At 37.4% G+C, this 26,458-nt stretch carries 21 protein-coding genes; 10 read left to right on the forward strand and 11 right to left on the reverse strand.

Annotation, left to right across the window (positions count from 1 at the left end):
- Positions 1 to 221: 221 nt before the first annotated feature.
- A complete protein-coding gene (locus tag I6F50_RS00435) occupies positions 222 to 1,676 on the forward strand; it encodes an ATP-binding protein (RefSeq protein ID WP_197175016.1) in 1,455 nt (484 codons plus the stop codon).
- Positions 1,673 to 2,122 (forward strand): response regulator, encoded by a 450-nt coding sequence (locus tag I6F50_RS00440; RefSeq protein WP_010552557.1) that lies wholly within the window; start codon positions 1,673 to 1,675, stop codon positions 2,120 to 2,122. Before I6F50_RS00435 ends, I6F50_RS00440 begins: the two co-directional genes overlap by 4 nt.
- A gap of 161 nt (positions 2,123 to 2,283) precedes the next feature.
- Here the strand turns inward: I6F50_RS00440 and I6F50_RS00445 are convergent, their stop codons facing one another.
- From I6F50_RS00445 to nirB, 6 genes are all read right to left on the reverse strand, one after another.
- Positions 2,284 to 3,993, reverse strand: coding sequence for a GGDEF domain-containing response regulator (locus I6F50_RS00445; RefSeq protein ID WP_197175017.1), 1,710 nt, complete (start codon positions 3,991 to 3,993; stop codon positions 2,284 to 2,286).
- Positions 3,994 to 4,051: 58 nt separating this feature from the next.
- Positions 4,052 to 5,242 (reverse strand): ATP-binding protein, encoded by a 1,191-nt coding sequence (locus I6F50_RS00450; protein ID WP_197175018.1) that lies wholly within the window; start codon positions 5,240 to 5,242, stop codon positions 4,052 to 4,054.
- Between the two features lie 279 nt (positions 5,243 to 5,521).
- Positions 5,522 to 6,784 (reverse strand): nitrate regulatory protein, encoded by a 1,263-nt coding sequence (locus I6F50_RS00455; RefSeq protein ID WP_007585210.1) that lies wholly within the window; start codon positions 6,782 to 6,784, stop codon positions 5,522 to 5,524.
- 274 nt (positions 6,785 to 7,058) lie between these two features.
- On the reverse strand, positions 7,059 to 7,922 hold the full coding sequence (gene cobA / locus I6F50_RS00460; protein WP_197175019.1) for a uroporphyrinogen-III C-methyltransferase: 864 nt from the start codon (positions 7,920 to 7,922) through the stop codon (positions 7,059 to 7,061).
- Between the two features lie 9 nt (positions 7,923 to 7,931).
- Positions 7,932 to 8,285, reverse strand: a complete 354-nt coding sequence (gene nirD / locus I6F50_RS00465) for a nitrite reductase small subunit NirD (RefSeq protein ID WP_002959861.1) — start codon at positions 8,283 to 8,285, stop codon at positions 7,932 to 7,934.
- A complete protein-coding gene (nirB, locus tag I6F50_RS00470; protein WP_197175020.1) occupies positions 8,272 to 10,845 on the reverse strand; it encodes a nitrite reductase large subunit NirB in 2,574 nt (857 codons plus the stop codon). Before nirB ends, nirD begins: the two co-directional genes overlap by 14 nt.
- A gap of 394 nt (positions 10,846 to 11,239) precedes the next feature.
- Between nirB and I6F50_RS00475 the strand changes: the two genes are divergently transcribed.
- Positions 11,240 to 13,393 carry a pyridoxamine 5'-phosphate oxidase family protein gene (locus I6F50_RS00475; protein WP_197175021.1) on the forward strand — a complete coding sequence of 718 codons (2,154 nt, stop codon included), beginning with the start codon at positions 11,240 to 11,242 and terminating at the stop codon, positions 13,391 to 13,393.
- A gap of 38 nt (positions 13,394 to 13,431) precedes the next feature.
- On the opposite strand, the gene I6F50_RS00480 is transcribed toward I6F50_RS00475, so the two are convergent.
- From I6F50_RS00480 to I6F50_RS00490, 3 genes are all read right to left on the reverse strand, one after another.
- Positions 13,432 to 13,602 carry an acetyltransferase gene (locus tag I6F50_RS00480; protein WP_165727793.1) on the reverse strand — a complete coding sequence of 57 codons (171 nt, stop codon included), beginning with the start codon at positions 13,600 to 13,602 and terminating at the stop codon, positions 13,432 to 13,434.
- A gap of 279 nt (positions 13,603 to 13,881) precedes the next feature.
- Positions 13,882 to 14,730: a DUF2971 domain-containing protein gene (locus tag I6F50_RS20460; RefSeq protein ID WP_197140232.1), complete on the reverse strand. Its 849-nt coding sequence runs from the start codon at positions 14,728 to 14,730 to the stop codon at positions 13,882 to 13,884.
- A gap of 215 nt (positions 14,731 to 14,945) precedes the next feature.
- Positions 14,946 to 15,569 (reverse strand): glutathione S-transferase, encoded by a 624-nt coding sequence (locus I6F50_RS00490; RefSeq protein WP_197175022.1) that lies wholly within the window; start codon positions 15,567 to 15,569, stop codon positions 14,946 to 14,948.
- Positions 15,570 to 15,685: 116 nt separating this feature from the next.
- Between I6F50_RS00490 and I6F50_RS00495 the strand changes: the two genes are divergently transcribed.
- A complete protein-coding gene (locus I6F50_RS00495) occupies positions 15,686 to 16,603 on the forward strand; it encodes a LysR family transcriptional regulator (RefSeq protein WP_197175024.1) in 918 nt (305 codons plus the stop codon).
- 87 nt (positions 16,604 to 16,690) lie between these two features.
- Here the strand turns inward: I6F50_RS00495 and I6F50_RS00500 are convergent, their stop codons facing one another.
- Both I6F50_RS00500 and I6F50_RS00505 read right to left on the reverse strand, forming a co-directional pair.
- On the reverse strand, positions 16,691 to 17,542 hold the full coding sequence (locus tag I6F50_RS00500) for a universal stress protein (protein ID WP_197175027.1): 852 nt from the start codon (positions 17,540 to 17,542) through the stop codon (positions 16,691 to 16,693).
- Between the two features lie 10 nt (positions 17,543 to 17,552).
- Positions 17,553 to 19,043, reverse strand: coding sequence for a SulP family inorganic anion transporter (locus I6F50_RS00505; protein ID WP_007585195.1), 1,491 nt, complete (start codon positions 19,041 to 19,043; stop codon positions 17,553 to 17,555).
- Positions 19,044 to 19,624: 581 nt separating this feature from the next.
- On the opposite strand from I6F50_RS00505, the gene I6F50_RS00510 reads away from it, so the two are divergent.
- The 6 genes from I6F50_RS00510 to I6F50_RS00535 all read left to right on the forward strand — a co-directional run bounded on the left by I6F50_RS00510 (position 19,625) and on the right by I6F50_RS00535 (position 26,453).
- Positions 19,625 to 20,023 (forward strand): type IV pilin protein, encoded by a 399-nt coding sequence (locus I6F50_RS00510; RefSeq protein WP_165721814.1) that lies wholly within the window; start codon positions 19,625 to 19,627, stop codon positions 20,021 to 20,023.
- Positions 20,014 to 20,466, forward strand: coding sequence for a prepilin-type N-terminal cleavage/methylation domain-containing protein (locus I6F50_RS00515; RefSeq protein WP_007585191.1), 453 nt, complete (start codon positions 20,014 to 20,016; stop codon positions 20,464 to 20,466). Before I6F50_RS00510 ends, I6F50_RS00515 begins: the two co-directional genes overlap by 10 nt.
- Positions 20,460 to 20,870 carry a prepilin-type N-terminal cleavage/methylation domain-containing protein gene (locus I6F50_RS00520; protein WP_007585189.1) on the forward strand — a complete coding sequence of 137 codons (411 nt, stop codon included), beginning with the start codon at positions 20,460 to 20,462 and terminating at the stop codon, positions 20,868 to 20,870. Before I6F50_RS00515 ends, I6F50_RS00520 begins: the two co-directional genes overlap by 7 nt.
- Entirely contained in the window at positions 20,867 to 21,379 is a 513-nt protein-coding gene (locus I6F50_RS00525) for a PilW family protein (RefSeq protein WP_007585188.1), read from the forward strand. Before I6F50_RS00520 ends, I6F50_RS00525 begins: the two co-directional genes overlap by 4 nt.
- On the forward strand, positions 21,380 to 23,302 hold the full coding sequence (locus I6F50_RS00530; protein WP_197159479.1) for a PilX N-terminal domain-containing pilus assembly protein: 1,923 nt from the start codon (positions 21,380 to 21,382) through the stop codon (positions 23,300 to 23,302).
- Between the two features lie 724 nt (positions 23,303 to 24,026).
- Entirely contained in the window at positions 24,027 to 26,453 is a 2,427-nt protein-coding gene (locus I6F50_RS00535; protein ID WP_197159478.1) for a glycoside hydrolase family 42, read from the forward strand.
- The last annotated feature ends 5 nt before the right edge of the window (positions 26,454 to 26,458 follow it).

A 26,458-nucleotide genomic window follows, 5' to 3' on the forward strand; every position in this document is an offset into this window, starting at 1 on the left:
CAGTACTTTTAGAGGCGTAATATTACCCAAGTTTGCTTTATAGTGGCAAAAAACTAATAAAGGATCTTTTTATTAAAAGTGAATAAAGCTAAATATCAACTGTTATTCATAGAGGAGCTAGTAAAAAAGATAAAATCTGCTATACCTAAGGTTATAAATACTATAATTATTATAGTGTTATTTAAAGATTTTTGGGTTAGTAGCTAAAATAGGTGTCGTATATGAATATCTCAAGAAAACTGATGCTTATTGTAATATTAACTGCAGCAGAGATAAGTATTACTGTCTACTCAGCTTTTGAAATAGCTAAAGGGGCTAAGTTTCATCAACTTAACTTTCTTCATTTAAAGTATACACATCAACTTACCAAGTCAGTTAAAAAAATAGAAAATGATATCCCCATAGATATAAATGCCATTGAGTCGGATATATTGTTAATTAGGCAGCAACCTATTGAATGTATTGAACAAATAAACCCGTTAAATTATGCTGTTATGAAAGTTATTAACACAGATCATACATTAACAATCTGTGAAAACGATATTGAAATTGCTGATAAAGCCTTATTGTCGGTTAATCAGTATAAAAAGGGGGAACTTAGTAGAGACGCTTTTTTACTAAATCTTAATACTTCGCTAAGTGGCTTTAATAAAAATACGGAGCTGTTTGAGGAACCAATTAGAAAAACAGTATCGTTTATACTAATGACGTTAATTCCACTTGTTATAATCATATCTTTTTTTAATATTCTTTTTATAAGTTATCTTTCTCGCACAATATCGAGCTCTATTCGAAATCTAACTCTACTTTTATCAAGTAAGCCCGAAAACAATATTAATCTGGACGATGAACTTGATATAAAAACGTCGGGTGAATTAAAAGCACTCGTTATCGCGGCCAGACAGCGAATTAAAAATGATCTTTTAAATATTGAAAACAGTATTGAACTCAAAGAGATTATAAACAGCCAAACAGCTTCCCTGCAGCAAGCAAATGATGAGCTTGCCCAGTTTGCTTATCGGGCTTCCCATGACCTGAAGTCACCGCTGTCAGGGGCTAAATCCTTAGCGCATTTTGTTATCGAAGATATAAAAGCGGGAGACACAGAGGAGGCAAGCCGAAATGCACTGGTTATTTATCAACAAATGGAAAAGTTAGAAACACTTGTTGTTGATATTTTATTGTTAGCCAAAGCTGAAATTGGTAATGAAGATAAAGATGTAATTGACTTTAATCAGTTAATTACTGATATGAAAGAACGACTGTCTTGGCTCATGAAAGATAATCCTTGTACGCTCGAAACAACAATTAATCTATCAGTACCTATAAGGTCGGAAAAAGCACGTTTTGCTCAAATTATTGAAAATTTGATATCAAATGGGTTGAAGTATTACGACAGAAATAAAGACTCGCCTTATGTCCGCTGTGACATTTTTAATGAGCAAGAGACGTTTTTTATTACTGTTACAGATAACGGAATGGGAATACCACAAAAGCATCAAAGTGAAGTGTTTGATATGTTTAAGCGATTTCATGCACAGGCGAGCACAGGCTCTGGTTTAGGGATGGCGCTGGTTAAAAAACATATTGAGTATTTAAATGGTGAAGTATCACTGCAAAGCTCTGATGAAGGTACGACGTTTAAAATAATAATACCAATGGATAAGCTAACATGACAAAAATTAAACCCCCTATATTAATTGTCGATGACAATGAAGTTGACCGGTATATTCTTAAAAGATTAATTAAAGAGGCTGAATTAGATCTTACAATTTTTGAAAAAAAAGATGGCCAGGAAGCATTAGAATTTCTAGAAAATTATGAAGCTAACAGAAAAGAGTACCCTGATGGATTTCCTCCAATACTCATATTTTTGGACATCAATATGCCAAGAGTCAATGGTATTCAGTTTTTAGAAGAGTTTTCTAAACTGAGGAAGATGATAGAAATCAGCTCTTGTGTGGTTATGATGTTTAGCTCATCAGAAAGAGAAGAAGAAAAAAAGATTATAATGTCACACGATTTTGTTAAAGGTTACCTTGTAAAAGGAAGCTTTCAGGCAGCAGAGTTAAAAGAAAAAGTATTGGCTGTCATCGGTCAGCATTTGGAAAAACACAGCTGATTTGCATGTGTTTTAAGTTTTAACCCACTAGGCTGTGCCAATTGGAGAACCTTTAGTTTGAGTATGTGGCACAAACCAAAGGTTTTTAGCTTAAGGTTATAAAGGTGTTTGATTTAAGTTTTAATTTTACAAAGGCTCAAAATAACCTATTTATTAAAGGCTTATTTTTTACTATAGTCATCGAGCAGCAAATTAATTTCGTTTACAGGCATAGGCTTTGAAAAGAGAAAACCTTGTAAGTAGTCTATATTTAATTTTTTACACAGCTGATGCTGGGTTTCAGTTTCGATTCCTTCAGCTACCACAGAAAAATCTAGTTTTTTCAGCATTAAAGATAAGCTCTCGATTATTTTTAATCGCTTATTATTTTCTCCACCTAACGATTGCATGCTTTTGTCTAATTTTACTATATCAATAGGGTAGGAAATAAGGTGAGATATGGATGAATAACCCATACCAAAATCGTCCAAAGCAATCCTAAACCCTTTATTAGACAAAGAAGTTAATATTTCAATCACTTCTTTACTGTTTTCCATAAAAGCTGTTTCTGTTATTTCCAGAATAATACTACTGGTTTTTAAATTGTATTTTTCGACCGTCTCTAATAGATACGTTTGTAAAACTTCTCTTTGCAGCTGTATCGGTGAAATATTAATAGATAGAGTTAACGGCGTTTGATAGTCTTTCTGCCACAAAGATAACTGCTTTAAAGCACTCGCAATTATCCATTTTCCAAGAGGGGCTATTAATCGGCACTCTTCAGCAATAGGAATAAACTCATCGGGGGTATAATTAACGGTTGTATCTGGCCAACGGATAAGGGCTTCGACACCTGTCATTATTTGTGTTTTTGAACAATAAACAGGTTGATAAAATAGCCTAAAGTTTTTTTCCTCTATATGCTCTTTTATACTATTTTGAATATCTACCCGACGACTAAATTCATATTGATATTGCTCTTTGTAAAAGCTTATTCTACTTTTACCACTTTGCTTTGAGCGATACATTGCAATATCAGCACATTTTAGCAGTTCATGAGATTCAGTAGCATCATTTGGGTATATGGCGCTTCCAATGCTAACACTGCAATTTAAAGTTCTGCCTTCATGCAAAAAGGGTTTAGAAACTTCAGCTAAAATTCTATTTGCTATCATACCTATTTGATTAATATTGCAAATTCCACCTATTATAACTGCAAATTCATCGCCTCCTAAGCGTGCAAATCCTTCGTTTTGCCTCAGGCAACTATGAATCCTTTCTACTGTTTGTATTAAAATTTCGTCGCCAACACTATGCCCAAGCGTATCATTAATATTTTTGAAGTTATCTAAATCTAAAGCAAGTAACGCCACGCAGTTTTTAGCACGTTTATTGTTAGCTATCATTACTTTTAGTATTTCTTCAAAATGATATCGATTAGACAAACCAGTAAGCTGATCCCGTTCTGCCATATGCTTTACAGCAAGATAACTGTTGTGCATACGTTGTTCTGCCTCGAAGCGTTTTTTGGCATATATAAGCGCTTTATTTAAACTATCCCTCGTTATATCACCTTTTGGTAAAAAGTCTTGAGCGCCTGCTTCTATACACTCAATAGCCAAAGCTGAGTTCTCTGAGGAGCTAATCATGATAATTGCGGTGTTACCGAGTTTAGGCTTTGCACGCATTTCAATTAGCATTTCAATGCCATCTTCTTTAGGCATATTATAATCGAGTAGTATTATATCAAAGTGCGTGTCTTCAATGGCTTTCAAGCCTTCGGATACGCACGTTACCTCGGTAATGTCATGATGATGAGAGCCATCAGAAATAAGCATTTTTTTAATTAATTTGCGATCAACTAAGTCATCATCAACAATTAAAATATTCATAAGTTCCTTCTAAGAGCAGCATCTACATGATGCTCGTTTATAATTGATAATTTCATAGTTAAACTTTGGGCCAAAAAATAGTGAATGTACTGCCAAGTTCCCCATCGGAGGCTACTTCAATTTTGCCCCCATAATTAATAATGAGCTTATTGGCAATACAGAGTCCAATGCCGCTCCCTTCAACATCATCTCGAGATTGCAATGTCTGAAATAACTTAAATATGAGTGAAAAATATTTAGGGTCAATTCCAGGGCCATTATCTGTTATCTCAATAATGTAATATTGATTAGAGGGGATAAGTGAAATATCGATAACCGGGTGCTCTTTATTGTTATGTTTTATTGCATTACTAATAAGATTTTGAAAAACAATTTTAAAAGGGATCAGCGGTATATCGAGTACTTCGTTATTGGCGTGTATATCAACAGTGACAGCTTGTGAAACTTCTAAAATTTGTTCTATATCTTGGTAAATACTTTCTAAAGATATGTTTGCATGAGTTGAATCACAGCTATTTATTCTCGAGTAGCTTAGTAAATCTTCTAGCAGTACTTGCATTCTATTAGCCCGGCTGAGCACAAGCTGAAAGTTTTCTAGGTGCTCTTGAGGGAGTAAATCTTTGCAATCATCATAAATCCACTCTAATAAACGTTTTATAGCATTTAATGGTGACTTGAGATCGTGTGAAGCAATACTGGTAAATTCATCTAGTTCATCGCTCATTTTTTGTAATTTTTTGATTAGGCGATCTTTTTCAGTTTCGTCTTCTTTTAGCTCGCTAATTGTTGAGTGAAACTTAGAACTGTTTATTTTATCTAATGAATTTTTACGTTGGACTAACTGATTAACAAAGTTTTTTTGTAAACTATTTAAGATTAATTTTTCTTTTTCGGTAAGTAGTGAATCACTTGCTCGCTCGAATACCAACCATCCAAATTTAAGGTTTGAGGGCAAAATAATAGGTGATACCACTCTAAATATTTTAGGAGCATGCTCGATAATCGATTCATTAAAAACGTCATCAGATAGTTGCTCTTTAGCTACTGTTATTTTTGAACCTGATTTATATAGCTCGACAGCACGTTGAGGCAGGTTAGCAACAATAGAGAATGAGCTTGCATCAAAAATGTTTAAAATTAGCTCAGCAAAGCTTTTTAAGCTTGTTTGAATGTCATTATCAAGAGAAGTCGTTAATTGCTGCTCATCTATTAATGATACACCTTCTAAATAACTCTCTACATTGGGCATTCAAACTCCTACAACAGTATTAAATAAATATGCCTCATTAAAATGAGATGCAACAAATGATTAACTTATTGTAGTTGATTATTTTGAATGTGTTGAATTATTCACTTTATAAATTAACGCCAAATTAAAGCCTTACCTTATTATAGTCAGTAGCTTATGAATCTATTTTCTAATAAGGTAAAACTAAGTCTGATCGTGAAATTTATAACTGAATAAATAAGTATTATGTTGGGTAGTGTTCTTACCAAAGATCAACATGCCCAAGTAAAAACAGCATATTTAATCGCTCATTTGTATAATTGTTTGCGCTACGCTAAATAAGGTTTTATGCGTATCCATTGCTTGTTTTTGTAGCTGTTTATGGGCTTGCTCTTCAGTGAGCTTTAACTGCTCAATAAGTATGTACTTGGCTTGGTGAATTACCTTTTGCTCACTAATTACTTTTTTAGCGTCAAGTAACGCTTGGTTTATTTGTTTAATATGTTGGCTTTGCTCGATAATTAAATCGTACATACTTTTATTACTATTGAGCTTATCGGCTGCTATGTTTTGGCTCACTTCTGGCTCTGGTTGCTTAACGGCTAATTGGCCAAAAGTAGGGGCTATGTGTTGCTCTACCATATTGTTAAGTACCTGCTTATTTGTATTTAAGCTACGTTGAGCACAGGCTATTTGCATAGCTGCGGTATCAATTAACTGATCTGCTATATTTTGTTCAATTTTGTGCATTATATCTATGCGCGTAGTGGTTACTTCGTACCATACTTCGCTTAGTTGCGAGAGCGGTTGAGCGTTCTCGTCATCGAGCTTTTGCAGTAAACTTCTAAGTTGCTCTACCTGATTATTAACCTGATGCGTTGTTAGTGTGCCAAAACATTTTAAAAGGTGCGCATCGGCGTACTCATTAAAAAAGTCAAAGCTGTGGTTTTGCTCTTGTACAAAATGCGCGAGTTGTTGTTTTTGTTCTGTGGTAAATTTACTCGCTGCAAATGCTTGTGCACCACAGGCACGCTCTTGTCCTGCGTATTCTTTACCTTGCATAAAATTAAAAAATGCGACTAATAAGCGCGTTATTTTGGGATCGCTTGCGCCATCAGCTGCCTCTAAAATAATATTGAGTAAACTAGCAATTAACTGAGTGAATGACTGCGTAGCATGTACCGCACTAATGTTTTGTTGTGCTATTTGCTTGCGCAATACCGGTAATGCATCGAGTGCTTGTAAGCTATAGGTAATTAAATTAAATAACCGAGTATGGCCAGTATCGGCGTTGTCGTTTATAAATGTTTGTTTAAGAGAATCATAAAATGCAGTTTGTGCGCTGTCGCTTAAAGGGATTTGTTCTTGTAATTGGGTTTTAAATCGCTCTCGATTTGAGGCCAAAAATATATTACTCATTGCGCGTTCTTTTTGTAACTGATGTACAAAATCGCCTAATTTAGTAAGCGAGGCACAACTGTTTTGTAATTGCTTTAGCGCGTGTATTTCTTGATACTTTGCTGCTAATAAAAACTGTTTTGTGAGAGGATTGCTTGTCGCCATTGGTATTATTCCACACTTTTTTGTTTTTAAAGTGCAACCACTGTTCCAATCATTAATAAATTTCATCATTGAATTTAAAATCAAGCTAATACAATTGCTTAAAGTGTTGTTTTTGTTTGTCACTGTGTTTCTATAATTTAAATTACCATTACTTTTAACTTATTTGGTGCATTTAAACATGTTATTGCACACAACTTGAACCCAAATTAAAAACAAAAAAAGCGCCTACTCCTGGGGAGGTAGTAAGCGCGAAAAGTGCATTATTCATTTTGTATCATGCGTTAACATTTATACTGTTTAATAACTCAGGGCTAATTGCCATTTTATGATTTATTACTTCACCAATCATAATAAGGGTAGGACCTTGGAAGTTATGTTTAGCATGCTCACTTACTATTTGCTCAAGCGTACTGGTAATTACTTTTTGCTTAGTGGTAGTGGCATTCTCTATTAGTGCAATGGGTGTATTACTTGGCCAGCCCACTGATTGCAAACCGTTGCTTAGCGTTTGTAAGCGCGAAAGCCCCATATAAACCACTAAAGTGGGGTTGTTGTTTGCAGGCATAAACGCGTAATTTTGCCAATGAGGTTGCTTGTTAGGATCGGCAAACTGCGCCGTTAAAAATGTAACACTACGCGCTACATCGCGTGCAGTGAGCGGAATACCCGTATAAGCAGAAGTAGCACAAGCCGTTGTAACACCCGGAATAATAGCAAAATTAATATTATGCTTGGTAAGCGCATCGGCTTCTTCGTTAATACGTGCAAATATACTCGGATCACCGCCTTTTAAACGCACTACGTTTAAGCCTTGTTGCGCGTATTTAACCAGTAGTTCGCAAATGTTAGCTTGGGTCATCGAATGCTTACCAGCACGTTTACCTACAAATACACGCTGCGCTTTTTTAGGAAGCGTTTTTAATAAATCATCGCTTACTAACCAATCGTATAAAATAACATCGGCGGTATTAATTAAACGCTGCGCTTTTACCGTAATTAGCTCTGCGTCTCCTGGGCCCGCACCAATTATATAAACGTTGCCGCTTTTAGCACTGCGATCATTTGAGCTTGTTAGCTTAGTAACAAGCTTATTTAGCCACACGTTTTCAATACCCGAAAAATAAGACAGTACACTCATAATATTCCCCTAAGCCACAGCTGTTGTAACTTTTGGTTCAGAGCTTATAAATACACTGCCGTCTTCAATTTTTGCATTAAAAACCGGTAAGTGTATTGCTTCTGCTTCTAAACATTCGCCTGTTTCTAGGCAAAAGTGTTGCTTATATAAAGGCGATGCGACAACTAATTTATTGTCGATTGAGCCAATAATGCCACGCGATAATACGTTGGCTTTGCCAATCGGGTCGTAGTTGCTAATGGCAAACACAGCCGTTGGATTTTGTGGAATGTAAAAAATAGCCACTTGCTGATTATTAACTAATGCGCATACGCCGCTATTAGCCACTAAGTTGTCGATTGTTCCAATATTATGCCAAGACATCAGCTTGCTCCTCTTCAACTTCCATTACTGGAATACGGTTCTGTGTATTACGTTGCTCACGTTTTTCGGCTTCTGTCGCAGGGCGAATTTGGTTACGCTCTTGCACAAATAAAATGTTGTCGTCGGTTTCGGGGCTATTAACAAACTGGCGGAATCGTTTGGCAGCATCTGGGCTTTCAATCGCTTTTTTCCATTCACAGGCATAGGTTTGTGTAATTAACTCCATTTGCGCTTCTAGCTCGTCACAAATACCTAAGCTGTCGTCAATAACTACGCTTTTAAGGTAATCTAAACCGCCTTCAAGGTTTTCCATCCATACCGAGGTACGCTGTAATTTGTCAGCCGTTTTAATGTAAAACATAATCACGCGGTCAATGTATTTAATGAGTGTTGGCGTGTCTAAATCGGTCGCAAATAAATCAGCATGTCGAGGGCGCATACCGCCATTACCACACACGTATAAGTTCCAGCCGTTTTCGGTGGCTATAATGCCAATATCTTTACTTTGTGCTTCGGCGCATTCGCGGGTACAACCCGATACCGCCATTTTAAATTTATGCGGTGCACGCAGTCCTTTATAGCGGTTTTCTATTTCTATTGCGTGTCCAACGCTGTCTTGCACACCATAACGACACCACGTACTACCCACACACGATTTAACCGTCCTAAGAGACTTACCATAAGCATGACCGGTCTCAAATCCGGCTTCGATCAGTCGCTCCCAAATAACAGGAAGCTCTTCTAAGCGTGCACCAAATAAATCAATACGTTGACCACCAGTGACTTTGCAGTATAGGTTAAAGTCTTTGGCTACTTGTCCAATTACAATGAGTTTGTCGGGTGTTATTTCGCCACCAGCAATACGCGGTACAACAGAGTACGAGCCATCTTTTTGCATATTTGCTAAGTAAGTATCGTTAGTGTCTTGCAAGCCAACATGGGCAGGCTCTAAAATAAAGTCATTCCATGTTGAGGCTAAAATAGATCCAATTGCCGGTTTACATATTTCACAGCCATGACCGCTGCCGTGTTTAGTTAGTAAGTCATCAAAGCTTTTAATGCTTTCTACTTTAACCATATGCAGTAGTTCTTGGCGTGAATACGCAAAGTGCTCACATACATGGTTGTTAACTTCAACACCACGGCTTGCTAATTCGTTATCAACAACTGATTTTAATAACGCGGCACAACCGCCACAGCCACTTGCTGCTTTAGTGCATGATTTTACCGAGGCTAAATCGCATGAGCCGCCATCAATTGCACCTACAATGTCGCCTTTACTCACATTGTGACACGAACAAATAGTGGCGGTGTCGGGTAGGGCGCTGCCCGATAACGACGGCGCACCACCGCTGTCTGGCAAAATTAAGCACTCAGGATTTTCGGGTAAGTCTATGTCGTTAAGCATGTACTGTAATAAAGTATCGTAATCGCTGGTGTCGCCAACAAGTACAGCGCCCAGTAATTTATCGCCTTTTTCACTTAGTATGATTTTTTTATAACAGCCGCGAATAGCGTCTTGGTATATAAGTTCTTTACAGTCTGGCGTTTTGGCGTGAGCGTCGCCAATTGAGCCTACTTCTACGCCTAATAACTTAAGTTTTGTGCTCATGTCGGCACCTAAAAACTCAAGCTCGCCACCACTTAATTGGCTCGCTGCAACGCGCGCCATGTTGTAACCTGGTGCTACTAAGCCAAATAGTTTTTTGTCCCACAGGGCACATTCGCCAATAGCTAAAATATCAGGATCTGATGTTTGGCATTGGTTATTAATAATAATACCGCCGCGCTCACCCAGTTCTAAGTCGGCAATTTTGCCAAGCTGGTCGTACGGGCGAATACCGGCAGAGAACAAAATTAGGTCTGTTTCTAAAAATGTCTCGTCCGAAAAATTTAATCTAAAGCGGCTCATTTCGCCTTTTACTATTTCGCTGGTCGCTTTTGATGTATGTACCGTTACGCCGAGTTTTTCTATTTTATTTTTTAGTAGCGTACCGCCTTGCCCATCAAGCTGAACAGCCATAAGCTGCGGCGCAAATTCTACTACGTGGGTATCAAGCCCTAGTTGCTTAATCGCGTTTGCAGCTTCAAGCCCTAACAAACCACCGCCAATAACTACACCGCTTTTACTTACAGCGGCACTGGCTTTTATTTGTTCTAAATCTTCTAATGTGCGATACACCAAGCAATGGGGTTGGTCGTTACCTTTTATAGGCGGCACAAACGGGAACGAACCGGTTGCAAGTATAAGTTTGTCGTACGGGTATTGCTCACCCGTTAGCGTGGTCACTACCTTTGCTGTTCTATCAATGCCTTCAACCCACTGGCTTGTATGCACATTAATATTGAGCTGTTTGTAGTTGTCGTGGGTGGTAAGTGCTAAATCGGCAGCCGTTTTACCATCAAATACACTTGATAAGTACACGCGATCGTATGCAAGATTTGCTTCTCCGCAAAGTACAGTAATGTCTGCGTTGGCATCGCTTTGGCGCATTTGCTCAACAAAGTGGTGTCCGACCATACCATTACCAATAATGAGTATTTTTTGCGAGGTTTGCATAGGGCATTCCTTAAAGTGACGGTTTAAATACAATTAACAAAAAAGCCCGCCACAAATACGCATTATGCATAACTGTGTGCGGGCTTCTTTGCCGATGGTTGCTAATAGCTAGTGTGTTCACAACCTAAATTTTTGCCGTAAGTAAAACAGGCTTGTTAATAGAATGTTTGCAAAAACACAGCCAGTTTTATAACTTATTGTTTAAAAGGCATTTAATGTGTTTTTAGAGTGAGGATAAAACCAGTTTTGTTATATGTTGGTGCGCGCCTGGCACTAATAGGGTGCAAGTATTGTCATTGTTTTGTGCATTATCAGTCAATAAAACACCCATTATCATTTATTGTGTATTGAGTTAAATTTAACCCATAAAATACGCACACAAATTACGAGCGAAATGACTAACACAAACTCAATAGATGCTTCACCTTTTCATGAAGGCGAGCTGGCAATACAAGACAAACTCGGTAAACGAGAAATAATGGCAACATTTGGCAAGCGTGCTGTGCGCTCGTTTATGCCAGAGCAGCATCAAGCATTTTTTGAGCAGTTACCGTTTGTGGTTGCAGGCAGTGTTGATGAAAACGCAGATGTGTGGGTATCTATTGTTTCGGGGCAGTCAGGCTTTTTAAGCGCCCCAACTCCTACGTCGTTATTAATGACCCATGCGGTTGATAAAAACGACCCTCTACATAACACGTTAAAAATTGCCGGCTCGCCAATTGGTTTATTAGGCATTGAGCTAAGCACGCGTAGGCGTAACCGTTTAAATGTGCGTGTAGGTGAGGTAATTAGCGATAATAAGGTGAGTTTTAATGTTGATCAATCCTTTGGTAATTGTCCGCAGTATATTCAAACGCGCGACTTAACGTTTAATAGAGATCCCTTACTTAAAAGTAATACGGTACAAAAAGTTGAATTTAATACACTTGATAACGCAGCAGTTGCGTTAATTGACACCACCGATACATTTTTTGTTTCAAGCTTTATAACTGCTAAAAACAATCCAAAAATTGAAGGGGTTGATGTTTCTCACCGTGGTGGGTTGCCGGGTTTTGTAAAGCGCGAAGGTAATACATTAACGATTCCTGACTACGCAGGTAACAATTTTTTTAATACCATGGGTAACTTTTTATTAAACCCAAAAGCAGGTTTGTTATTTCCTGATTTTGATACGGGTAATGTATTAATGCTTACCGGCAGCGTTGAAATTTTATGGGATGGGCACCCAGAGCTTAAAGGTTTTATTGGTGCAGATCGAGGCTGGAAATTTACCCTCACTAAAGGAATGTGGCTTAAAAATTTACTCCCGTTTAGTGCTAAATTTGATTCTTACTCACCTAACACTAAAATGACGGGTACGTGGCTTGAGGCTGATAAAAACAACCAAGCCGAAAAACTCAAACATACTTGGCAGCCTTTAAAAGTAACTAAAATAATTAAAGAGAGTGATGTAATTACCTCCTTTTATTTAGAAGGGCACAACAATACAACCTTGTTACCGTTTAAAGCTGGGCAGCACTTAACCGTACAAATACCAAGTAAAAATAGCGACAATAACAACAGTAATAGCAAACCTGTTACTAGAACCTACACCGTTTCATCAAGCCCGCATGAACTCTTTTATCGGTTATCGATTAAAAAAGAGCTCAGTGGCGAGGTGTCTAACTACTTTCATAATAACGTAAAAGTAGGCGACGTTATTTTAGCTAAATACCCACAAGGGCAGTTTTTTATTGACCCCACCAGTACCAAACCTGCGGTACTTATTGGTGGTGGAATAGGGATTACACCTATGATCTCAATGGCTAAACACATTGCTCATGAAGGTGTAAGAACCCGCTATACACGCCCTTTGCATATTTTCCACAGTGCTAAAAACGCCCAACAGCGTGCGTTTTACAACGAGCTGAAAACGTTAGCAGATACGAGTGGCGGGGCAATTGATTACTATTCACTTTTATCGCAGCCTGTGCTTGATGAAAAGCAAGGCGGTGGTTTTAACTTAAAAGATGAGAGCTTTAATTTAAAAGACGAAAGCTTTGATTTAAAAGGGCGAATAAATGCTGATGTGTTTAGGTATTATTTACCACTTGATGATTACGAGTTCTTTTTATGCGGACCTGATGCGTTTATGCAGCACGTATATAATGAGCTTTTATTACTCGGTGTGCAGGATAAAAACATATTTGCTGAAGCATTTGGCCCCTCCGCTATTAACCGCAAAGTACTTAACACAAACGAAGCGCCTACTAAAAGCAAAGAAATGAGCGTAGAAGAGGCTGAAAACACCGTAATTAAATTTAGTAAATCGGGCTTTGAACAACGCTGGAATAAAGGCGATAACACTATACTTAATGTAGCCGAAGCCCATGGTTTAGAACCTGAGTTTGGTTGTCGAAACGGCAGCTGCGGCAGTTGTGCAGTTAAAATAAATGCAGGGAGTGTGGTGTATCGCAATAACGTCAGTTACCCGGTAGAGACAGGGCAGGCGCTAATTTGCTGCGCTGTACCGGCTAAAGGCGTTGATGAGCTTGATTTAGAGCTATAAAGCTTACGTTACTTTAGTTTTGAGTCACCTTATCGTCATTACATGCGAGCTAATTTAGTAAATGTTTTTTTATGTGTTTTTAAAGCTAACTTAGCTTCAGATATTACAATTTGCTTACCTGCTTCACCCGATAAATCTAAAGTTTTAGTTGCTTTAATCTTAGGTCTATCAACGGATGAAACGCCGTAAGCTTCTACTTTTTTATTCATTACAACGACCTTTTGATAACGTATTAAGTTAAGTATACGTCTATATTATGAAAGAGAACATGGCGAGGTTGTAGAATAACTCCAACAGCTAAAATTAAGTAAAAAATGAGCTTATGAAATTATCTTTAAGTGCTTTATAAAAAATTAGGTATTGCTATGGAGTTGAATCGTTACCAACGTCAACGTGATGTTTGAGTACGGATCCTTAACCAAAATATTCAATTCAAGAAAAATTTAGGATAGATGTCACGTTTATTCATGAAGTTAAGTTGAATCGAACTAACTATTTAAATTCTTTTTTAATATTTTTTTTGCAACAATTTTATATGATGATTTATCTATTTCTATTAGGTATATTTCAGTATTTGGAAAATATTGGCGAATGATAGCTATAAGTACCTTTCGCTTATTTAAAGGCATTTTAAAACCAATATATACTTTATCAAGGTCATTAGAAGAATAACGGTGCAAACCGCTGGTACCACTTATAAAGCGTAACTCACCTTCATATCTCCACTGCTCGTGCTTAAATCTTACAGCACTGAAATATTGTTCGGTAATGAAAGGAGCATAATCAATTGGATTAACTACATATGACGCGGTTATATAATCAACTTTACAATACCCAATTTTGCTATCGGGGTTTAATTCTTCAATCGAATTTAGAAAATTTGACGCAGAAAACTGCAAACAGAAACCAGTAAAACCCGCTCCATAATGTGACCACATCAGCATATTTTCACTGTGCGGCGAATCGTCTGGTAAATCTAAAGAAGTTGAAAATATATTCAGAGAACCTAACAAAGTCGAATGTTCGTTCTTAACATGTTCGATACCTAATTCAAAGTCTTTACAAAATACTTCAGGATTTTGTTGATAGGCTTTGTTAGCTAGTTCGAAAGCTTCAGCTTTAGAAATATTTAAATTTTTTTCCATATAGATTGCAGTAGCATTTAAGTATTGAACAATTTTATCACATTCTTTTTTAGGAACTTCATATCTGACAGATACTTCAAATGGATCATTCAAAGAATCCAAATCAGAAAACCAGGCAGTTTGATCAGCTAAAGCGGATAATGAATTTTCATTGAATGAAGAGAATTTATACAATCTATCTGTTGGAAACACCATACTTACCTCAAAGAATCTAGCAGGTTTATCAGAGAACCTTTCCTTATTTTTACATGAAAATGTCCTCATATTGTTAATTTATATTAATAGCAAACTCTGTAAGTTATTGCCAATTATAAATATTATGCACTAGCTTTTAGATTCCATTTAAATAAACACACAAAAAAAGAGGCTAAATAGCCTCTTATAAAACAGTGTTTAAAGCTTAAAAACTAAGCCAGTAAACCTGCTTTTGTTTCAGGCATTGCTATAAAGCCATCAAGTTTACGAACGTTGCTTAGCCATTTTAAAATATTTGGGTATTGCTCAAGTGATACGCCGCCCTCTGGTGCGTGTGCTATGTACGAAAAGTTGGCAATGTCGGCAATAGTTGGCTGAGTGCCTACTAAGTATTCGCGGTTTTGTAAGTACGCATCCATGGTTTTAAATAATGTGTGGGCGATGTTTATCGCGTTTTGATGATCAAGCTGCGCGCCAAATACAGTAACTAAACGCGCTGCAGCAGGGCCTGAAGCCACAAGCCCCGCAGCAACACTCAACCAGCGTTGAATGTGCGCTTGAACCGTAACATTTTCAGGGTACCAGGTTCTGTTAGCATCAAATTTTTGTGCCAAGTACACTAAAATAGCGTTTGAATCGTTAATAATATCGTCGTTATTTTTAAGTGCCGGTACTTGTCCAAAAATATTCATTTTTAGAAAGTTAGCTTGCTTTTGTGCGCCGTTTTGCAGTGCCACATCAACCATATTTACATCAAGCTTTAAAAGCGATGTAAATAGCTCTGCGCGGTGTGAATGACCAGATAAAGTAAAACGGTATAGCGTTAGGTTGTTCATGGGTAGTCCTGTTTTTAATTTTGAATAGTGATTTTTAGTAACGCTATTCTTTCATTATTATTAGTTTTGAAAAACCGAGCTAGCAAGGAATTAATGTCAATGCTATATTGACAATCATGGATACTATTATTGGCATTAAAACAATCATCGCGGTTGTTGAAACAGGCTCTTTTACAGCCGCAGGCGACAGACTAGGGCTTTCAAAGGCGTTGGTCAGTAAATACGTGGGCATTGTAGAGCAAGACTTAGGGGTTAGATTATTTAACCGCTCCACGCGCAGAATTTCGATTACCGAGGCGGGGCAAAGTTATTACGCAAGCGTAGTGCCTGTAATTGAAAGCTACAGCGAAATGCTCGATAACTTATCGGGTCAAACAGCGCTTGCTAGCGGCAAGCTTAGGGTGAGTGCGCCGGTGTCGTTTGGCGAATCAAATCTTGCGCCGTTAATGCCTGAGTTACTGAGCCGCTACCCTGATTTAAGTATTGATTTAGTGCTTTCAGACAAAACAATCGATTTGCTAGAAGAGGGGGTTGATTTAGCAATAAGAATTGGCAGTGTGTCTGACTCTAATTTAATTGCGCGGCAAATTACCAGTTACCCTTTAATTTTATGTGCATCAGCCGAATACATTCAGCGCTTTGGCGCACCAGCGAGTGTTGATGAGCTTGAACAACACGCCACAGTGATTGATAGCAACTTTAAAATAGGTCGCCATTGGCCACTTGTTTCACCTACTGGTGAGGCATTAACGGCAAACGTAAACTCGCGTGTTTCGGTTAATAATCCGCAAGCAGTAAAAGAGGTGGTTGTAGCGGGTGGCGGTATTGGCTTAATCCCTGAAATAGTGGTGAGAGACGATATTGCATCGGGTAAGCTTGTACAGGTTATGCAAGGTTATAAAACCTTTGAGTTTGGCTTATTTGCTATTTATCCGCATAGAAAGTTTGTGGCTCAAAAGGTTACGTCGTTTATTCAGTTTTTATTTGAAAAGTTTGAAGCTAAGCCAAAAACAAAAAAGCCTAAAATCAGTTAAGTGATTTTAGGCTTTTTAAAATGGGTCATTAAAATATAATTTAAAACAGTTGCTTACTTAAAAGTTGCGCTTACTTAAAACAACCACTTACTTTAATATAATAACTGGCACATCGTTGTTTTCGAGCATTTTAATGGTATTACTGCCCACAAAAAACTGCCTTAACTTCGAATGCCCAAAAGCCCCCATAACAATCAAATCAATGTTATTTTGCTCTTTGTATTGCATTAACGAGTCAAAAATATTGCCCTCTAAAAAGCTTGCAGACACTTCAAAACCCATACTACTAAGTTTAAATTGAGCGTTAAGAAACTTCTCTTCTAAGTTCTTCTCATTATTATTAATACTCACTAAATGACAATGAAGCCCATGTAATAAACCGCCATCAATAACTTGTTGCAGTGCTTTGTCGGCTGTTTCGCGGCCGTCGTACGCAATCATAAATGATTTAGGCTGCTTAAACTTTCTAGAAATAAGCAATATTGGTTGCGAGGCGCTACGCACGAGCGTTTCGATGTGTGAACCAAGTGCATTTAAATCAACACGATGATCAACACCATTTCGACCAATAACGATTAAGCGAGTATCATCTTTAAAATCAATAATAGCGTCGATTACATCACCGTGACGTTTAATTAATTCATAGTTTTGAATATGAGCAATTTTTGCTTGTACAGCAACCGAGTTGAGTAATTCATCTGCTAGTTTTAAAGAAACTTTACTACGGTGTTCATCGAGTTTTGTCATTTCTTCAAGCAAATCCGATTGGGCACCTAAACCAATTGTACCGGTGTAGTTACCTACATTAGTTTGTTGTATTTTTTCAAGCATATGTATAAATCTAATTGATTTATCTAGCTTTTTTGAAGCCCAAATAGCAGCTTCGGTTACAGCGTGTGTAATGACAGAGCCATCGATACAGGTAATTATTTTTTCCATTACATTCTCCTTAATGACCGCCAAGTAGTTTATCGACTTCTTTAGGGTCGTTATGTACGCCAAACTTATCAACAACTGTTTCGGTTGCGCTATTCATACCAACAATATTAACTGTTGCACCTTCGCGTCTAAATTTAATAACCACCTTATCGAGTGACGATACACCGGTTATATCCCAAAAGTGGGCATGGGTTAAATCTATAACAACATTTGTTACCGCACTTTTAAAATCGAACGAAGCAATAAATTGCTCTGCTGAGGCAAAAAATACCTGACCTACAACTTCATAAGTTACTAGGTTTTTAGTTTCATCGTGCTTAGTTGTAACAACCATAAAGCGACCAATTTTGTTTGCAAAAAACAACGTAGCTAACAACACGCCAACTAAAACGCCAATGGCTAGATTATGCGTGGCAACTACTACAATAACGGTGGAAATCATCACTACGTTTGACGAAAGCGGGTTCTTTTTTAAATCCTTAACTGATGCCCACGAAAACGTACCAATCGATACCATAATCATTACTGCAACTAATGCCGCCATAGGAATTAAACGCAGCCACTCATCTAAAAACACCACCATGATGATTAAAAATAAACCAGCAATAAAGGTTGAAAGTCGTCCACGACCGCCCGATTTAACGTTAATGATTGACTGTCCAATCATGGCGCAACCCGCCATACCACCAAATAAACCTGCGCCAATATTGGCAATACCTTGACCTTTACACTCTTTATTACGATCGCTCGTTGTATCGGTTAAGTCATCAACAATAGTGGCGGTCATCATTGATTCAAGTAAGCCCACAACCGCAAGACCAATTGAATAGGGTAATACAATTTGCAGCGTTTCGAGTGTTAGCGGTACATCTGGCCATAAAAATATAGGCAGGGTGTCTGGCAGTTCGCCCATGTCACCAACGGTTCTTATATCAAGCCCTAAAAACAGTGAAACCAGCGTAATAACAACAATACACACTAAAGGAGAGGGGAGTATTTTGCCAATAGTTGGAATATACGGAAATAAGTAAATAATACCTAGGCCCGCTGCGGTCATCGCATAAACATGCCAAGTAACATTAGTCAGCTCAGGTAATTGCGCCATAAATATTAAAATCGCCAGCGCGTTTACAAACCCTGTTACAACAGAGCGCGATACAAACCGCATTAACTCACCAAGCTTTAAAAAGCCTGCAAATATTTGCAGTACACCGGTAAGTAAGGTAGCAACCAGTAAGTATTCCAGACCATGATCTTTAACCAGCGTTACCATTAACAGCGCCATTGCACCGGTAGCAGCCGATATCATGCCAGGGCGTCCGCCTACAAAGGCAATAATAACCGCAATACAAAATGAGGCGTATAAACCCACTTTAGGATCAACACCCGCAATAATAGAAAAGGCAATAGCTTCCGGTATTAGGGCAAGCGCCACAACAATACCAGCAAGCACATCGCCACGAACATTAGAGAGCCAATCTCTTTTTACGTGATCAAACATGTAATAAACCTAATTAGTTAGTTTCCCAGAGTATAGGGGAGTATTTTATTTAAATAACAATGATTCTCGCACAGATGGCGATTAAGGTTGCACGTAACGTGCTGATGAAAAAGGGAGTGGTTGCCTAGGGCGGCGTAAGTTTCAAGTAAAAAGCTCCTTTTTGATTAATTAATTTACTAGCTACGTGAAAATAACATAAGAAAAAGTTTGTTTCTAGCGAATAGAAAAATAGAAGGTTACGGCTGATGAATAAAAGCCTAGTTACATTTTAGAAACATATACAATAAATAAGTTATTAATTATATAAAATAACTTAGTATATTAACAGTGAGCTATTAAGGTAATTATAATACTATGTTATTTAAAACACTCGTTATTTGCACTGTTTTAGTGCACTCAAACGTTTTTTTATTTAATCTGGTGCGTAACTGGAGTTAAATAAATGCTTCTGTATATTCTAACGTTATATTGTTGACAAGATGTAACTTGTCGCTATTATACATTCTTCAAAAAACTCCAAATTACTTTTTATTTTACGTAAAAATAAAACATGTTTGATATAAATAATGGAAATTAAATAAGTGAAAACGGAGCAATTAAGGATACCTTACGGTTTTACCCTTATTGAATTAATGATAGTAATTGCTATTATCGGGATTTTATATGCAATTGCACTTCCAAGTTATACGAGTTACATACAACAAAGTCGAAGAGCTGATATCCAACAGGTTTTACTACAGCAAACAGCTGTTTTAGAAAGGCAATACACTCGTGTTGGTGGTTACCCAAATACATTTACTTTTCCTACCTCAGATTATTACTCCTTTAGCTATACAACCGATGCAACTACAGGCGCTTCAAATGGGTCTGAATTTACAATACAAGTTACACCTAAAGGTGCTCAGAAAAGTGATGAGTGTGGCAAGTTGTCTGTAAATCAAAGTGGTACTAAGTCAGCAGATAAATCTAAATGCTGGTAAAAAAAAGCCTTGGTTTTACTTTACTCGAAGTTTTAATCACGATGACCATTATTGGTATTTTAACTGCAGTTGCGACTCCTTCGTTTATTACTTTTATAAAGCGGGATAGATTAGTTACAAATTCGAATCAACTGCACAGTGTTTTTAAATTTGCGCGTAGTGAAGCCATTAAAAGAGATCAAAGTGTTTCTATCAAAACGTTGAATAAACAATGGCTAGTAAAAACTGCTATTAATTCGACGCAAACCACGTTAAATATTTTTGAAACTACACATAGCAGCATTTCTGTAGATTTAAAGAATATTAATATTTCAAGTACGGGTGAATTAGGCCAAATGTATCAAATCTTGGTGAGCGATAAGGACAGTACAACTGGCGACTTTACTTTATGTATTTTACAAAGTGGACAAAGTTGGTTAGTTGAGGCCCCAGAGACATGCTAATAAATTACAGCAAAGGATTTTCTCTTTTAGAAGTTATGGTTGCTTTAATTGTCGCGACGGTTGCATTGTTAGGGCTTGCTTCAGGTCAACTAAAATCATTGCAATATATTACAAACAGCTTTAATTATACGGTGTCAATAATTGAGGCTAATAATGTTTTAGAGCGTATTTGGCCTCATTTATGCGAGCTACAACAAACAGATCCAAGTTTGTACAACGATACTGACTTTAGAAATTATTTATCCCCACAAATTGATGCATATACACTCACTCTACCTGCTAACTTTTCAAATGATTTATCGGTTGAAGTAACCTGGCAAGATAAGCGTTTGACTGACAATTTAGAAAATCGCGTTGTAATTACAGGAAGCTTCCCAACACTACCTGATGGTTGCACGCCATGAAACATCTAATAAATAAACATAAAGGCTTTACTTTAATAGAGCTTATGGTTGCACTTGCTGCAGGTATGTTTCTATTAGGCGGTGTGAGTCTGGCTTATTCTTCAATTAATAGCAGTACCAGCACAGCAAAAGATTTAGAAAATGCATTAGATGTAATCCGATTTAGCAGTAAAGTATTTACACGAAGTCTAAAACAAACCAACTCAGTCCCTACTTACACAAATAATATTCTAAGTGTTGAGCAAGAGATGGGGTCATCTGCTTGTACTGGCTTAACTATTAGTGCGCCATTTATCGAAAAATATAGCCATGAAGATGACTCATTATTTTGTGATGTAGGGAATGGAAAAGTAAAAATATTAAAAGGTGTTAATGCAATTAGCTACGTAATTGATAACAACGTAGTGAGTGTCCTTGTAGAACCTACAAACTTACCAAGCCAATTCAATAACAGCTTAGTGATTGATATATCTTTGTCGCAAATGGTAATGAATAAGGCATTTCAATAAATGAAAAATACATCTGGTTTTACACTTGTTACTGTACTTATTTTAACATCTATGGCTTCAATTGTTGTACTTAGTACTCTTAGAGATAGTGTGATCCAGGAGCGCTTGAGTGGTAATTTTCAGAAAAAATTGAACGCAAGGTTGATGTCTGAGAAAGGGGTATTTTCAAGTATTGAAAAACTAGAAACAGCAATGCTTGCAGATCCGACTATAAATATTAACGATTTAATAGCCCATAATAGTGAAGTTTCTGGTACAAGTTCGCTTGAATCTAGTATATACAATGCAACCATTGAGATTGACAGTAATGGCGATATTTTAATTTCTAGCGAAGGTACTCGCTTTGAAGGTGAGAACCAAATGCAAGCTATATTCGAATATGTAGCTGGTGGGGGCGGAACGACCAGCAGTGCCTCAGTTTTTTCTAATGGAATTACAGGGTGTTCTGGTGTTGCAATTAGTGGAAGTGGCTTAATTGATAGCTATGATTCGTCTTTAGGGGATTATAACGACACACTAGCTGATGGTAACAAAAATACATCAGAAGAATCTTTTGTTAATACAGTTAACGACTCTGGTGATATTACGCTCAATGGTAGCGGTACAATTGAAGGTAATGTTCTATCCTCTAGTAATTTATCAATTATTCAAGGCGCTGATATTAAAGGCAATATTCATAGTAATGGAAATTTAATACTCTCTGGTGGCGTGGTCGTTGGAGGGGATGCATCGGCATATCTAAGTTTCACACAAAGTAGTGGTACTGTTTCAGGTAGTATTTCAGCAAACCAATCTATATCAGTAAAGCAAACTCCAGTTGGTGGTGATATTAGTTCATCAGGTCCAATTTCTATTACAGGTAATGCAGTCCAAGGAACAATTCGTTCATATGATTTAGTCGCTCTTAATCAAACAACAATACGGCACGGCGTTTATACCTCCGGGAATTATGAGCAAACAGGGGGAAGTGTATACGGTGGAGTGCGTGTTCAAGGTAATGTGACGCTTAAACAGTGGGGCAGTACTATTGATAGTAAAGACCTTAGATACGCAGGTAATGGCTCTTTTAAGGGCGACACACCAGAGTATGCTTTTTCACCTTATAAAGTATCAAGTCCAGACATATCAATACCAACTATTGAGCCAGTTGAAAAAATAACACCAGAAAGTGAAAATAATAGAGGGTTAACTGCGTGTGATCCACTTGATATTGCAACAGCAATTGATGGTGTGTCAGTCAATACGGCAAGCCCTGATCTTTTTATAAATAATAATAGCAGTGCAGGTGACTTACTCGAATTAGAAACTAATGAGGCTAACTTTTTAGTAGATTTTGGAAGTACTCCAGATGGTGCCATCACTGCTAAAGCTGCAGCTTTTCTTGATTCAGCAACTCAAATATTTTATTTTGATGACGTGAAAATTAAGGGGCGAATGCAGGTAAAAAGCAACCACAATGCGGTTATGTTTGTAGATGGTGATTTTACAATGAATGGCGCAAGTTCGCTAACGATCCCTGATAACAGCAGTTTAACTATAATAATTAAAGGAAAACTTAAGATAGGAAATGGGGCACAAGTTTACGCACCAGATAATGGAGTTACAAATGAAGGCCGACCCGTTTTTAGTATTTATAGTTCATACAGTGGAAGTGACACTGGGATAGAGTTTTCAGGTGGTACACGAGAGCTTTACGCTGTTATATACGCACCACTTACACAAGTTAAAGTTACTTCAGCTGTCGGTTTTAAAGGTTCTATTTTAGGAGATACCGTTATTGTAAGCGGCGCCGGTGGTATTCACTTTGACACGGCATTAAATGAAGCAAGTTTTGGTGGCTCTTCATCTGGTGGTAATGGATCAACAAGCAAATTAGTTTTTAAAGGGTGGCGCTTTACACCCATTGAACAAAGTAATGAATAAAAAATACTGCTAATAAGCTTATTTATATAAGAGAAGCTATTAGGCTTGCTAAATTAATTGCTCTTATTAATATTCTAAAATTTAAAACTCGAACGTAAAACCAAACGCTCTTAATTTTTCATATACGTTTATGTCAAAACGGTAAAAATAGGAGCTCGGGAGCCACGTTTGTTTTTCTTTGCAGTTTCTTAGCAATTTCATGGTGGCAGTGGTGCTACATTTTGGAGCGAATTTGAAACCTACTATACTAGTGGATAGCTAACTTTTTAATTACCGGATTGTTCAATGTAATGCTTATAGACATTAGTTTAGCTGCTTTTGCCGGGTTTGTTTCAGTGATATTTTTATTAAATTTTTTATATGAAACAAAAAGCTTGTACCAATAACAGAGTAAATACTATCCTTTTTAATAAGTGCAAAAACCATAGTAACGGGTTTGGCGCATATTATTAATTTCAAGTCCAATAATATAAATTTAAGATCATTCTCCTTCAATACTTTCATTTTTAAATCCTTATAGTTTTTATCAATTAGGATCGCCATCATAAAGACTAAAAAGCATTCACATTTAAGTTAGATAAGTATGTGGTGCTATCATGAAATATTTCACTTTCCAGAAAGAAAAGGAATTACAAATATAAACATATGATGTATGTTGTCGATATTAAATAATAACAGCAGTGCAAAAACCTGTTAACACATAACGACCTCAACGGGAGAAAATATGAGACAACATCTATTAGGCTTCACACTAGCCCCCTTATTTCTACTTACAACAGCATGCTCGCAGCAAGAAAGCGTAGCTAAAGTTAATAGCACAGAAACACTAAGCGCTTCTCAAAATAGTTACGAGCAATCTGCTCTTTTAAAAATCAGTAAACTTAAAAAGCTGATGGAACAAGCTCAAACAAAACAGATTGATGTGACTCGTGAAGAAAGCGTAGTTTGGTTTGCAGAGCAGTTTTTAAAATTTGCTAACTGGGATGAAAATAATTACGACGCGGTTGTAAAGCTTTTTGGTTACGAGCGCCACTATGCAGCGGACAAGGAAAGGTTAGCAAAAGAGTTACCAAATTTTGAACGCGAAAAAGTAATTCAAATTTTAGATAAAGGTATTGATGACTTGTCTAAAGAGCTTGCAGGCGAAATCAAACGCCGCCCTGTAAATAAGGTTGATTGGCAAAATACTAAAGCACAAGACAATATGTTTGTTAGTAATGGCAAGCCTATTTTTTTATATGACTATTTTTCAAAGAGTGTTGGTCAGCCACTTACAAATAAAGATGTTTATAACGATCATTTAGGCGCGCTCTATCATGGCGGTGAAGATCTATACCCGGTAGATCACGACCGTGCCATTAATTCATTTTTAGTGCGTGAAGATGGCACTTTTGACGAAGAGTTAATGAAAGAGCTAACGCGTATCCCTGATACCAACATTGGTTTTTTAGTTTACTGGTTAATGGGTATTCCAAAGTGGGTTGAAGAGCAAGAGCCAGAAGTTAGAAAAGGCCGTTCGTTATTTACAGGATTCGATATTGATAACCCATTAGCGCGAGATCTTTGGGGTAAAATAATTCGTAAAACGGGTGAGCTTACTAAAGGCAAAAAAGTAACTGAAGTTGGGTTTGTGTTAGCTAACGAGCCGCATTGGTACGCCGAAAAAGGCCATTGGACACAAAAATATGAAGAAATGACCAGCATCTCTTCATACACACTAAATAAGTTTAGAAGTTGGTTAGATAAAAAATACCAAGGTGATATTAACGAGCTAAATGAAAACTGGGGAACGCATTTTAGCCAGTTTACAGATGTAGCTATTGAGATACCTATTGATCCTGCGATTAAAGGCGAGCCTAAGTGGTACGACTGGACGCGTTACAATATGGACAGAAGTACTGACTGGTTTACTTACGTTCAAAACGAACTGCATTCTGTAAATGAAGACGCTGATACCCATATAAAAATTATGCCGCGCATGTTTATGGACGATTCACGCTCTGGCGGTATTGATACCGAAGCTTTAGCTGAGTTAACAACCATGGTAGGGCACGATGCTAAGTCGTTTGGTAGCGAAAATATTCGTCCTGGTAAGTCATCTAAGTGGATTGAAAAATACGCGTATAACTGGGGCATAGTTACTATGTTTCATGACTTTATGGAATCAGTTGCGCCTAATAAAATTAATGTAAATTCAGAGTCTCATTTTTTATCATCTGGTCAGTGGCGAGATTTAGACACACGTACAAGTTATGTACGTAGTGTTTATTGGCTTGCAACTTTACTTGGTATGGATGCCAATATGGGCTGGTTTTGGGCGCGTGATCCAGATGGTTCACCAGAGGATCGTTTAGAAGGCGAACTGGACTTTTTTGACCCAGGTCTTGGCGGTGCATTTGCGGGTTCTAACAATATGCAGCCACATGTAACTAACGAAGTTACCCAAGTAATGTTTGATCTTAATAGTTTTTCTGAGGAAATTGTTGAGCTTAGAGAGCAGCGTCGTCCACTTCGTTTGTTTTACTCTGAAACAACAGCAATTAATACAAACGACTATATGACAAAGGGCTACACACTTTACGAAAATTTATTTTTTGAAGGCTTCCCGCTTGGTTTTGCAACTAAAGATGTAATCGAAAAGCAAGACAATAGCAACTGGGATGCAATACTGGTTTATCGCAATAACTTTGTTACAGATGAAGAGTTTAAAGCGCTTCAAGGGTATTTAAACAAAGGCGGTACCGTTATTTTAGATTCAGCGCAAAGCTTGTCTTTAGACGAGTATGGGCATCCGCGTAAGGCTAAGTTAGTTGCCAGTAAAGGTAAGCTTATTGTTATGCCAAAAGGCGCAGACGTTGAAGCTATTAAACAAACTGCACTTGCAGAGGTTTCGGGTAGTACGCCTGATGTTGTTGTAAAAGTAGATAATGGTGAGTCATTTAAAACCACAACATGGCGTACTGTTAAGCAAGACAATGGTAGTTACCTGGTTAATATTTTAAATTTAGGCCACACAACAGCAACCGTTGATCTGTCGCTTAAAAATGGTAAATCTATTCATGTTAAAAACTTAATGACGAGCAATAAAATGAACACCAGCTTTGATATTCCTTCTGAGGGTGTCTTGCTTGTTGAAGTTGCAGCTCAATAAATAGT

This window comes from Pseudoalteromonas sp. NZS127_1, assembly GCF_015864295.1.
In the GTDB taxonomy this organism is placed as follows: domain Bacteria; phylum Pseudomonadota; class Gammaproteobacteria; order Enterobacterales; family Alteromonadaceae; genus Pseudoalteromonas; species Pseudoalteromonas arctica.

What these genes read in the sequence shown, in the direction of transcription:
- I6F50_RS00480 (WP_165727793.1), bottom strand. Translation starts at nt 13,602, where the DNA reads ATGAATAAAAAAGTAGAAGCTTACGGCGTTTCATCCGTTGATAGACCT.
- I6F50_RS00495 (WP_197175024.1), top strand. Translation starts at nt 15,686, where the DNA reads ATGGATACTATTATTGGCATTAAAACAATCATCGCGGTTGTTGAAACA.
- I6F50_RS00440 (WP_010552557.1), top strand. Translation starts at nt 1,673, where the DNA reads ATGACAAAAATTAAACCCCCTATATTAATTGTCGATGACAATGAAGTT.
- I6F50_RS00515 (WP_007585191.1), top strand. Translation starts at nt 20,014, where the DNA reads ATGCTGGTAAAAAAAAGCCTTGGTTTTACTTTACTCGAAGTTTTAATC.
- I6F50_RS00450 (WP_197175018.1), bottom strand. Translation starts at nt 5,242, where the DNA reads ATGCCCAATGTAGAGAGTTATTTAGAAGGTGTATCATTAATAGATGAG.
- I6F50_RS00435 (WP_197175016.1), top strand. Translation starts at nt 222, where the DNA reads ATGAATATCTCAAGAAAACTGATGCTTATTGTAATATTAACTGCAGCA.
- I6F50_RS00535 (WP_197159478.1), top strand. Translation starts at nt 24,027, where the DNA reads ATGAGACAACATCTATTAGGCTTCACACTAGCCCCCTTATTTCTACTT.
- cobA (WP_197175019.1), bottom strand. Translation starts at nt 7,922, where the DNA reads ATGAGTGTACTGTCTTATTTTTCGGGTATTGAAAACGTGTGGCTAAAT.
- I6F50_RS00455 (WP_007585210.1), bottom strand. Translation starts at nt 6,784, where the DNA reads ATGGCGACAAGCAATCCTCTCACAAAACAGTTTTTATTAGCAGCAAAG.
- I6F50_RS00530 (WP_197159479.1), top strand. Translation starts at nt 21,380, where the DNA reads ATGAAAAATACATCTGGTTTTACACTTGTTACTGTACTTATTTTAACA.
- I6F50_RS00475 (WP_197175021.1), top strand. Translation starts at nt 11,240, where the DNA reads ATGACTAACACAAACTCAATAGATGCTTCACCTTTTCATGAAGGCGAG.
- I6F50_RS00505 (WP_007585195.1), bottom strand. Translation starts at nt 19,043, where the DNA reads ATGTTTGATCACGTAAAAAGAGATTGGCTCTCTAATGTTCGTGGCGAT.
- I6F50_RS00520 (WP_007585189.1), top strand. Translation starts at nt 20,460, where the DNA reads ATGCTAATAAATTACAGCAAAGGATTTTCTCTTTTAGAAGTTATGGTT.
- I6F50_RS00490 (WP_197175022.1), bottom strand. Translation starts at nt 15,569, where the DNA reads ATGAACAACCTAACGCTATACCGTTTTACTTTATCTGGTCATTCACAC.
- nirB (WP_197175020.1), bottom strand. Translation starts at nt 10,845, where the DNA reads ATGCAAACCTCGCAAAAAATACTCATTATTGGTAATGGTATGGTCGGA.
- I6F50_RS00525 (WP_007585188.1), top strand. Translation starts at nt 20,867, where the DNA reads ATGAAACATCTAATAAATAAACATAAAGGCTTTACTTTAATAGAGCTT.
- nirD (WP_002959861.1), bottom strand. Translation starts at nt 8,285, where the DNA reads ATGTCTTGGCATAATATTGGAACAATCGACAACTTAGTGGCTAATAGC.
- I6F50_RS00445 (WP_197175017.1), bottom strand. Translation starts at nt 3,993, where the DNA reads ATGAATATTTTAATTGTTGATGATGACTTAGTTGATCGCAAATTAATT.
- I6F50_RS00500 (WP_197175027.1), bottom strand. Translation starts at nt 17,542, where the DNA reads ATGGAAAAAATAATTACCTGTATCGATGGCTCTGTCATTACACACGCT.